The sequence below is a fragment of the Pseudomonas kielensis genome (assembly GCF_014236655.1).
GTDB lineage: Bacteria > Pseudomonadota > Gammaproteobacteria > Pseudomonadales > Pseudomonadaceae > Aquipseudomonas > Aquipseudomonas kielensis.
Genome location: NZ_JACMYG010000045.1, coordinates 22,403 through 31,969, shown reverse-complemented (window position 1 = coordinate 31,969; position 9,567 = coordinate 22,403). Strand labels below are relative to the sequence as shown.

The window sequence follows — 9,567 nt, the reverse complement described above, 5'->3', positions numbered from 1 at the left end:
AGACTGCGCCGGAAGTGGGGCGAATTATAGACATATAGAATCTGCCGTCAACTGCTAATTTGGTTTTTCTATCAAAAGCTGGAAAGTCGCCGAGATCCGAAGGTAAACCTGCAACCGAGATAAAGAGTGCGCAGTATATTGCTCAACTCAACTTAGTTGCGCATGATGTAACACATACCTGCCTTTTACCCTGGAAGACGCCCCTCAATGAATGAGCAATCCCGCAGCCTGACCTCGACCCTGTTTCCGGTCGGCCTGCTATTAATAGCCATGGCGTCGATTCAGTCCGGCGCCTCCCTGGCCAAGAGCATGTTCCCAGTGGTCGGCGCTCAAGGCACCACGACGCTGCGCCTGATTTTCGCCAGCGTGATCATGATCCTCCTGCTGCGTCCCTGGAAGGCCAAGCTGACCGCCCGCTCGCTGCAGACGGTAGCGGTCTACGGCGTGGCGTTGGGCGGTATGAATCTGCTCTTCTATATGTCGCTGCAAACCGTTCCACTGGGCATTGCCGTGGCACTGGAGTTCACCGGCCCACTGGCCGTGGCAATCTACGCGTCACGCAAGGCCATCGACTTCCTGTGGATTGGCCTGGCTATCGTTGGTTTGCTGCTGCTGATCCCCACCGATGCAGGCAGCGCCAGCATTGATCTCATGGGTGCCGGTTATGCACTGGCCGCGGGCGTCTGCTGGGCGCTGTATATTCTCTTCGGGCAGAAAGCCGGCGCCGACAATGGTGTGCAGACGGCCGCCCTGGGCGTGATGATCGCTGCAGTCTTCGTTACGCCTTTCGGCGTTGCCCACGCCGGCGCGACCTTGTTGACGCCGTCGCTGATCCCGGTCGCGCTGGGGGTCGCGGTATTGTCCACCGCCCTGCCCTACACCCTGGAAATGATCGCCCTGACCCGGATGCCAGCGCGCACCTTCGGCACCCTGATGAGCGTCGAGCCCGCCATTGCAGCGATGTCCGGCCTGCTGTTCCTTAATGAGTACCTGTCCCTGGCCCAGTGGATGGCCATCAGCTGCATCATCCTGGCTTCGGTGGGCGCTACCTTGACCATGGGCCGTGAAGTCAAACCTATGGTGGCGAATGACTGAGAAACATTCTTAAAAGGTCTGGTATTTCTCTGTCAATTAGGCCATGTTTAGTTGCTATCCGGCATTTGACATGGAGCGTTCGGATAGGGAACTTACACCCCGTGAAGCAAAAGCGTAGGCTGTCAGGCTCGGTTGCCAGACCCGAGACCGCAATAGGGAAAGGAATGAAACGATTTTTGGTATTTATAGCAGTACTTGCCATCGCAGGATGCGCCGCAACCTCTAAAACCGAAGTCAAGCGCGGGAAGAAAGGTCTGCATATCAGTTGCTCCGGCCTATCCTCATCGTGGGACCAATGCACGGCGACCGCCGCCAAGGCGTGTGGTCCCAAGGGCTACAAGGTCATCGCCAAATCCGGGGACAGCGTTGAAGACTCGGGGGACTATCCCTTCGGCCTCAACCCTGCCGGCTATACCAGCCGCAGCATGATTATCATCTGCAAGTAAAAGCATCGGCGCTCGCAGCTCAGTGAGCGTCTATCTGGCGCGCGACCTCTTCGTAGCTCGATGACAACACGCTGCTCTGGATCTGGGGGCTGACCAGCATCCGCGCCACCACCAATGCCCCGACACATTGCGACAGGATCGCCCACGCCAAGCTGTCACTCTGCAGAATGCCCGCCCAACTCTCATGCAACCGGCAAATCCAGTGTTCGGCCTGCTGACGCACCGCGCTGTCGGCACGGGCAATTTCGGCGCCTAATGCGGGCAGTGCGCACCCGGTGCCTGGTTGTTCGACATGGGCCATGCTCAAGTAATGCTTGAGGCAACGCTCCAGCCTGACGCGACTCAATTCACCGTCGCCACTCAAGCGCTCAAGACTTTGGCGTAATTCACGCTCGACGATTGAGGCAAAGAGTTCGTCTTTGGACGAGAAGTGACTGTAGAACGCACCGCCAGTGAGCCCGATGGCTTTCATCAGGCCATCCACCCCCACGGTGGCGAACCCCTCCTGCTTGGCGGACACCGAGCTGCTTTCCAACAGTTTCTGCCTGGTTTCCAGCTTGTGACTGGCTGAGTAACGCATCGCGGCTCCAAAAATTGCATCGTCTTGACGTCGTGTCGATCGTAGCATAACGTTCGTTTAGCTAACGACCGTTTACCAAAGAGCGATGACTATGACCACAGCAACCCATAACAACAAAGTCGTGCTGGTTGTCGGTGCTGGCGACTCCACTGGCGGGGCCATTGCCAAACGTTTTGCCGAGGAAGGATTTGTCGCCTGCGTCACCCGGCGCAGCGCCGATAAATTGCAGCCGCTGGTCGACGCCATCAATGCCAACGGTGGCCAAGCCCACGGTTTTGCCTGTGATGCGCGCAAGGAAGAAGAAGTCATTGCGCTGGTCGAGCAGATCGAGAGTCAAATCGGTCCCATTGAAGTGCTGGTCTTCAACATCGGCGCCAATGTCCCCTGCAGCATCCTCGAAGAAACCGCGCGCAAATACTTCAAGATCTGGGAGATGGCCTGCTTCTCGGGTTTTCTCAATGCCCGCGAAGTGGCCAAGCGCATGGTCACCCGCCAACGCGGCACGATTCTGTTTACCGGGGCCACCGCCGGCCTGCGCGGCGCCGCAGGTTTTGCTGCATTCGCCGGAGCCAAGCATGGCATTCGTGCCCTGGCACAAAGCATGGCCCGGGAACTCGGACCGCTGAACATCCACGTCGCGCACGTGGTGGTCGATGGCGCCATCGATACCGACTTCATTCGCGATAACTTCCCGGAAAAATACGCACTCAAGGCCGAAGATGGAATTCTCGACCCTGCGCACATAGCCGAGAACTATTGGTTCCTGCACAACCAGCCGTGCGATGCCTGGACCTTTGAACTGGACCTAAGGCCATGGAGCGAACGCTGGTAAGCACTGCCTCCCAACAACAATCAGAGTGCATCGAACATGAGCAAGTGCGTGGAGTTTTTCTTTGACCTGGGCAGCCCGGCCACTTACCTGGCCTACACCCAACTGCCGGGCATCTGCGAACAGACCGCCAGCCAACTGATTTACCAACCGATGCTGCTCGGTGGAGTATTCAAGGCCACTGGCAACGCATCACCCGCGACCATTGCAGCCAAGGGACGTTACATGTTCCAGGACCTGCAACGCTACGCCAGACGCTACGGCGTCGCCTTTGCGCTCAACCCGCATTTCCCGATCAACACCTTATTGCTGATGCGCGCCGTCACCGGCATGCAGATGCGCCATCCGGAGCGTTTCATCGCCTTTATCGACTGCCTGTTTCGGGCGCTCTGGGTTGAGGGGCGCAACCTCAACGACCCGGCGACCGTTGCCGCAGTCCTCAGCGAGCACGGCTTCGACCCACAGGCGGTGCTGGCCTTGGCCGCCGACGAGGAGGTCAAGGCCGCGCTCAAGGACAAGACCGAGCAAGCGATTGCGCGGGGGGTGTTTGGCGCACCGAGCCTGTTTGTCGGTGACCAGTTGTTCTTCGGTCAGGATCGCCTGGACTTTGTCCGCGAGGCGTTGAGCTGACGCTACACCCTGCGGGCCGTGCGCCGCAGCCGCAAGGGCTGACGGCGCACTCAGCAGTCAAATGGCGGCAGTGCGCGTGTGCAACCATTCCAGCGCTGCCCCTTCGAGCAACGGGCTCAGGCGCTTGCGCACTTGCGCGTGATAACCGTTGAACCACTCGCGCTCATCCTCGGTCAGCAAGGAAGTTTCCAGGCAGCGAGTATCGATCGGACACAGGGTCAGGGTTTCGAACTTGAGGAACTGACCAAATTCGCTGCTGCCCGCCTCGCGGTTCAACACCAGGTTTTCGATACGTACCCCCCAGCGCCCCGGCCGGTAGGTACCCGGCTCGATGGAGGTGATCATCCCCGGCTGCATCGCGGTCTGTGGCGCGGCTGCCGCCTGGTAGGCAATCACCTGCGGACCTTCGTGCACGTTGAGGAAGTAACCGACGCCATGCCCGGTGCCGTGGCCGTAATCCACGCTTTCGGCCCAGATCGGCGCCCGCGCAATGGCGTCGAGCAGCGGCGAGAGAATGCCCCGCGGAAACTGCGCTCGGGACAAGGCGATCACGCCCTTGAGGACACGGGTGCAATCGCGTTTCTGCTCGGCAGTCGGCGTGCCGACGGGGACCATCCGGGTAATGTCGGTGGTGCCACCCAGGTACTGGCCACCGGAATCGATCAGCAGGAGGCCATCGCCTTCAATCACCGCGTGCGCTTCTTCAGTTGCGTGATAGTGCGGCATGGCACCGTTGGCGTTGTAGGCGGCAATGGTGTTGAAGCTCAACGAGACATAACCCGGGCGCCGGGCCCGGGCCGCGGTCAGGTGTTCGTCAATCGTCAGTTCGGTAATACACTCACGCCCCAGCGCGCTGTCGAGCCAGCTGAAAAACTCGCAGAGGGCTGCGCCGTCCTGCTCCATGGCCTGGCGAATGTGCTCGGCGTCGGCCAAGCTTTTCTGCGACTTGGCCAGGGTGGTCGGGTTCAGGCCCTCCACCAGCTTCACACCACTGCTCAGGTTGCCCAGCAGGCCGGCCGTGACCCGAGCCGGGTCGACCTGCAGGCTGCTGCCACTCGGAATAGCTGCCAGGGCCGCGGCCACTTCACTGTAGTCACGCAGGGTCACGCCGTCCTGCTCGAGGATCGCCCGCAGTGGCGCATCGACTTTGCTCAAGGCCACAAACAAGGTTGCCTGCTGCTGGCTGATCAGCGCAAAGGACACGAACACCGGGTTGAACGACACATCGGCGCCACGCAGGTTGAACAGCCAGGCAATGTCGTCGAGGGTGGCGATGAAGTGCCAATCGACACCGCGGGCATGCAGGGTTTCGCGCAACGTAGCGAGCTTGTCGCCACGGCTGACGGTAGCCTGGGGTGGCAAGTGCTGATAAATCGGTTGATCCGGCAGGCTCGGGCGATCGTTCCAGACTTCGCTCAACAGGTCGATGTCGGTGCGCAGGCTTGCCCCACGCTCTTGTAGCTTGCTGCCCAAAGTCCGCGCCGAAGCCACGGCCATAACCGCGCCATCCACCGCTACCACGCCACCTTCCGGGGTTTGTTCAGCCAGCCACTCCAGAGGTCCGGGCTGGCCCGGTTGCAGTTTCACCAGTTCGATACCGCTGCCCATGAGCTCCTTGCTCGCCTGTTCCCAGTAACGGCTGTCGGCCCAGATGCCGGCAAAGTCCTGAGTGACGATCAGGGTCCCGACCGATCCATGAAAGCCCGACAGCCACTGTCGTCCTTGCCAGTAACCTGGCAGGTACTCCGATAGATGGGGATCGGCCGACGGCACCAGCAACGCGTGAATGCCCTCCCGGCTCATAAGTTCGCGGGTGCGCGCCAGGCGCTGGGGAACCGTTCCCTGGATCAAAGGCTGCGTACTCATCATGTCTCCTGCTAACCACTTCAATATTGTTATAGGGCGCTGACTTATGGTCGGCGCATCAGGGTTGGGCGGTAACCCAGAACGCCGGTGCACTGGCGATTGCCGCCTTGATCAACTGGGCGGCCTGATCGATATCCTGATCACGGGTGAAACGCCCAAGGCTCAAGCGAATAGTGCGTCCCGCCGCCCGCGCATCGTGGCCCAGGGCCAGGAGCACATGGGAGGGGGCGTTACTGGCGGAATTGCAGGCCGAGGTCGCCGAGAACGCTATCGAAGCGCTCAACGCCTGGGCATTGAACTCGCCTTCGCTGAAAGTCAGGCTCAGGGTGTGGGGAATACGCTGGCTCGGGCTGCCATTGAGCCGCAGGCCGGCGATGGCGCCGAGTTGCTCCAGCAAACGCTCGCGCAGCCGCGAAATGATGCCGGCCTCCTCGGCAAAGTGTTCGGCCGCCAATGCAAAGGCAGCGCCCATGCCCGCGATCTGATGAGTCGCCAGGGTGCCCGAGCGCAAGCCACCTTCGTGTCCGCCACCGTGGATCTGCGCCTGCAGGCGCTGCTCGGCCCGCGGGCCGACGTAGAGCGCACCGATGCCCTTGGGACCGTAGACTTTATGGGCGGAAAACGACATCAGGTCGACCGGCCAGTGCGCCAGGTCAATCGTCACCTTGCCCGCACCCTGGGCGGCATCGACGTGGAACAAGGCCCCGTGTTCACGCACGCGCTGGCCGATGGCCGGGATGTCGTTGACGGTGCCCAACTCATTGTTGACCAGCATCAGCGACACCAGGAAGGTGTCCTCGCGCAGTGCCTCGCTGACCGCTTGCGCAGTGATCAGCCCATCGGCGTCGGGCAGCAGATAAGTGACATCGATCCCGGCATCCTGCAATTGCCTGGCCGTATCGAGAATCGCCTTGTGTTCGATCTGGCTGGTGATGATATGCCCGCCCGGCTGTTGACGAGCCTGGGCTACCCCCTTGAGGGCCAGGTTATTGGATTCAGTGGCACCGGAGGTCCAGACGATCTGGGACGCCTGCGCCCCCACCAGACCGGCGACCTGCTGGCGCGCCAGCTCGACCGAACAGCGGGCCTGCTGGCCAAAGACATGGGAACTGGAGGCGGGGTTGCCGAAGTTGCCGTTGAAACCCAGACAATCGACCATCACCTGGATGACCCGCTCATCCACCGGGGTGGTGGCGGCGTAATCAAAATATAAAGGACGTGTATTCATAAAAAAGGCTCGCAGAGCAGGTTCCGGGATCAGGTGCAGCGGATGCTGTCACTGCGCGGTGCCCGTTTGAGGGGCGCGCTTGAGGGACGCGTTACGGCAGGCGTCCAGCAATACCTGATCGGATGCAGTTAAAGAAAGACAACTTCATTTAAAAGTGCGTAGGAACGCTCCTGAAGTTGAGCTTAACAGGCATCTGCTACCGGGTTGAAGCACCAGTCAGCCAAAGCTCTGCTGCAACATGGGGTACAGCGATGCCACCAGCAGCAATGCCATGCCCCAATTGAACAGCCGCAGCCAGCGCCGGTCCCGCAATACATTGCGCAGCAGCGAGCCACAGACCACCCAGACACCGACGCTGGGCAGATTGATCAGGGCAAACACCGCCGCGATCACGACCACATTGGTGAAGTAGCCCTGCAGCGGTGTATAGGTACTGATGGCACCAATTGCCATGATCCAGGCCTTGGGATTGACCCACTGGAACGCCGCCGCGCCCAGGTAGCTGATGGGCTGGCCGCGCCCCTCTTCGCTGTCCGAGACCGGCCCTGAGTGGGCAATCTTCCACGCCAGGTACAGCAAGTAGGCCGCGCCGACAAAACGCAGCACGTTATAAAGCAGCGGATAGGTTTGAAATACCGCTCCCAGGCCAAACCCCACGGCCAGCACCAGGACAAAAAAACCGCAGGTGATCCCCAGCATGTGCGGGATGGTTCGGTTAAAACCGAAATTGACGCCCGAGGCCAGCAACATGGTGTTGTTCGGACCCGGCGTGATCGAGGTCACCAGCGCGAACAGGGCAAAGCCGAGCAGTACATCCAGGGAGAGGGTCATGGTGCGATTCCATCAGGTCAGTCAGGACTCGACCCTATCGCAGCACCCGCGCGGCGAGCACGCACAGTTGGCAAAAACTTAGAGCGGTACAGTCGCTCAACTCGCCCGCCCGTGCAGTTGTGGTGAGCGCTCGGCGTTCATCTCAGCCTGCGGGTCAAATCCGCCGGCTCTGCTTGGCTGAGGCAGCAACTGGGCCTTTTTCGCCTGGTACTCATCAAACGACAAACCTCGACGACTCAGCGCTTCCAATGCCAGCTCGCGGCTTTCCTCGGCCGAATACGGCCGCAGTTCCGGGGACGGGTGAGTGGCGCAGCCGGCAAGCAGCGAGGCGATCAACAACAATGTGGCGCTTGGCAAATGAGTCATGGGGGCGATTCCTGAGAGCTGTCCTGAAGCAATGGACACAGGCTACGCCCCAGCCTTTCTCGAGAAAAATCATCGCGCTCGATAGTCCTTATCGAGTTTTTTGCGCAGTACCGCGTGCTAGCCCACCAGGCTGCATTGCGAGGCATTGTCCGGGCTGCGCTCGATGCTGCGCAGAACCTGGAAGGAGCCAAAGGTCACACCCTTGGCCTGATGGGTGCGGATCAACTGCCAGAAATCCTGCTCACCGCTTTCAAAACTGCGAAACGCCGCCTCGCCTGCCTCGCGGGATTGCCACTGCAGGTAATTGAGTACCCGCCGCCCGTCGTCGCTGGCCTGCACACTGGCGCTGAGAAAGCCGCTGTGGTGCTGGGCCAGGCGCTCGGTCTGGGCGGATAACGCCGACACCAGGCCTTGTTGTTGATGGGGCTCGATCTCGAATTCGATCAGTTGGGTAAAACTGCGATTGTTCTCTATCGACTGCATGAGGATTCCCCCTGGCGCGTAAGTCGCATCTTGCGAATTGAAGGTTGGCAGGATAAAACCTCTAGTTAAGTCAAGGTCAAGTGGCAATTGAAATGATCAGCAAGGACAACCTGCACAAAGAGTTGAGTGTCGGGCAACTGGCGCAGCGCAGTGGCGTGGCGGTTACCGCCCTGCACTTTTATGAATCCAAGGGGCTGATCCACAGCAGTCGCAACCCGGGCAACCAGCGTCGTTACCCTCGGGAGGTGCTGCGCCGGGTGGCGCTGATCAAGGTAGCCCAGCGCCTGGGCATTCCCCTGGCGGAAATCGGCGCGGCCCTCAAGTCCCTGCCTGACCATCGCGCGCCCACCGCGGCAGACTGGAAACTGCTGTCGGAAAAATGGAGCAACGACCTCGATGAACGGATCCGCCAATTGAGCCTGCTGCGCGACAAACTCAATGGCTGTATCGGTTGCGGCTGTTTGTCGATGGAAGCCTGCCCACTGCGCAACTACGGGGACGTGCTGGGTGAGCAAGGCAGCGGCGCCCAACTGCTGGCGCCAGGTGGCTGATAGCCCGCAGATGGCCAAGCTGCAACCCGTCGGCCAATCCGTGGCGACGCGAGGACGGGCCTATAGTTATCCGACCGGAAATCGGCGAGATACCGCGCCCCATCCCCCTACGCACCCTGGAGAACCGCCATGAGCGTTAAACCCATCCCGGAGGGTTATCACAGCATCACGCCCTACCTGGGAATCCACAAAGCTGGCGAAGCCATCGAGTTCTACAAAAAAGCCTTCGGCGCCACTGAAGTCATGCGCCTGTCGATGCCCGACGGCAGCATCGGCCATGCCGAACTGCGTATCGGCGACTGCCCGATCATGCTGGGCACACCGTGCGACCAAGGGCCCTTGAGCAACCCGGACACCTCGCCCTCCGTCGGCCTGCATCTGTACGTCGAGGATGTGGATCAACGCTACGCCCAGGCAATCAAGGCCGGTGGCATCGTGGTGTCCGAGGTCAAGGACCAGTTCTACGGTGACCGCTCGGGCACCTTGAAAGACCCCTACGGCCATGTATGGTTTCTGGCCACCCATAAAGAGGACCTGACCCAGGAGCAGATCGAACAACGCGCCGAGGACATGTTCACCCAGCAATAATCCCCAGCCCCTGCAGGAACGGGCTTACCAGCGAAGCACAATCTTCAGCCTAAGCGCCTATTGTCGGGGCTCTG

12 protein-coding genes are annotated in these 9,567 nt (G+C 60.5%); 6 read left to right on the top strand and 6 right to left on the bottom strand.

The annotated features are described in order from the left end of the window. The first annotated feature begins 207 nt into the window (after positions 1-207). Both rhtA and H7995_RS26445 read left to right on the top strand, forming a co-directional pair. Positions 208-1,095 (top strand): threonine/homoserine exporter RhtA, encoded by an 888-nt coding sequence (rhtA, locus tag H7995_RS26450; RefSeq protein ID WP_185819171.1) that lies wholly within the window; start codon positions 208-210, stop codon positions 1,093-1,095. A 164-nt stretch (positions 1,096-1,259) separates the two neighbouring features. Beyond that, on the top strand, positions 1,260-1,541 hold the full coding sequence (locus H7995_RS26445) for a hypothetical protein (protein WP_166590227.1): 282 nt from the start codon (positions 1,260-1,262) through the stop codon (positions 1,539-1,541). Positions 1,542-1,560: 19 nt separating this feature from the next. Here H7995_RS26445 and H7995_RS26440 read toward each other — a convergent pair whose 3' ends face one another. Continuing rightward, complete coding sequence (locus tag H7995_RS26440; protein WP_166590226.1) at positions 1,561-2,121, bottom strand: TetR/AcrR family transcriptional regulator; 561 nt, start codon at positions 2,119-2,121, stop codon at positions 1,561-1,563. A gap of 91 nt (positions 2,122-2,212) precedes the next feature. Between H7995_RS26440 and H7995_RS26435 the strand changes: the two genes are divergently transcribed. Continuing rightward, positions 2,213-2,953 carry an SDR family oxidoreductase gene (locus tag H7995_RS26435; protein WP_166590225.1) on the top strand — a complete coding sequence of 247 codons (741 nt, stop codon included), beginning with the start codon at positions 2,213-2,215 and terminating at the stop codon, positions 2,951-2,953. A gap of 36 nt (positions 2,954-2,989) precedes the next feature. Beyond that, positions 2,990-3,580 carry a 2-hydroxychromene-2-carboxylate isomerase gene (locus H7995_RS26430; protein ID WP_166590224.1) on the top strand — a complete coding sequence of 197 codons (591 nt, stop codon included), beginning with the start codon at positions 2,990-2,992 and terminating at the stop codon, positions 3,578-3,580. 57 nt (positions 3,581-3,637) lie between these two features. Here H7995_RS26430 and H7995_RS26425 read toward each other — a convergent pair whose 3' ends face one another. From H7995_RS26425 to H7995_RS26405, 5 genes are all read right to left on the bottom strand, one after another. Next, positions 3,638-5,446, bottom strand: a complete 1,809-nt coding sequence (locus H7995_RS26425) for an aminopeptidase P family protein (protein WP_182341515.1) — start codon at positions 5,444-5,446, stop codon at positions 3,638-3,640. Positions 5,447-5,504: 58 nt separating this feature from the next. After that, positions 5,505-6,674 carry a cysteine desulfurase family protein gene (locus tag H7995_RS26420; RefSeq protein ID WP_185819170.1) on the bottom strand — a complete coding sequence of 390 codons (1,170 nt, stop codon included), beginning with the start codon at positions 6,672-6,674 and terminating at the stop codon, positions 5,505-5,507. A 216-nt stretch (positions 6,675-6,890) separates the two neighbouring features. Then, entirely contained in the window at positions 6,891-7,505 is a 615-nt protein-coding gene (locus H7995_RS26415; RefSeq protein ID WP_166590221.1) for a LysE family translocator, read from the bottom strand. A gap of 96 nt (positions 7,506-7,601) precedes the next feature. Next, on the bottom strand, positions 7,602-7,871 hold the full coding sequence (locus H7995_RS26410; protein WP_166590220.1) for a hypothetical protein: 270 nt from the start codon (positions 7,869-7,871) through the stop codon (positions 7,602-7,604). A 117-nt stretch (positions 7,872-7,988) separates the two neighbouring features. Continuing rightward, positions 7,989-8,354, bottom strand: a complete 366-nt coding sequence (locus H7995_RS26405; protein ID WP_166590219.1) for an antibiotic biosynthesis monooxygenase — start codon at positions 8,352-8,354, stop codon at positions 7,989-7,991. Positions 8,355-8,446: 92 nt separating this feature from the next. Between H7995_RS26405 and soxR the strand changes: the two genes are divergently transcribed. After that, positions 8,447-8,905 carry a redox-sensitive transcriptional activator SoxR gene (gene soxR, locus H7995_RS26400; RefSeq protein WP_166590218.1) on the top strand — a complete coding sequence of 153 codons (459 nt, stop codon included), beginning with the start codon at positions 8,447-8,449 and terminating at the stop codon, positions 8,903-8,905. 129 nt (positions 8,906-9,034) lie between these two features. After that, on the top strand, positions 9,035-9,493 hold the full coding sequence (locus H7995_RS26395; protein ID WP_185819169.1) for a VOC family protein: 459 nt from the start codon (positions 9,035-9,037) through the stop codon (positions 9,491-9,493). Positions 9,494-9,567: the final 74 nt, after the last annotated feature.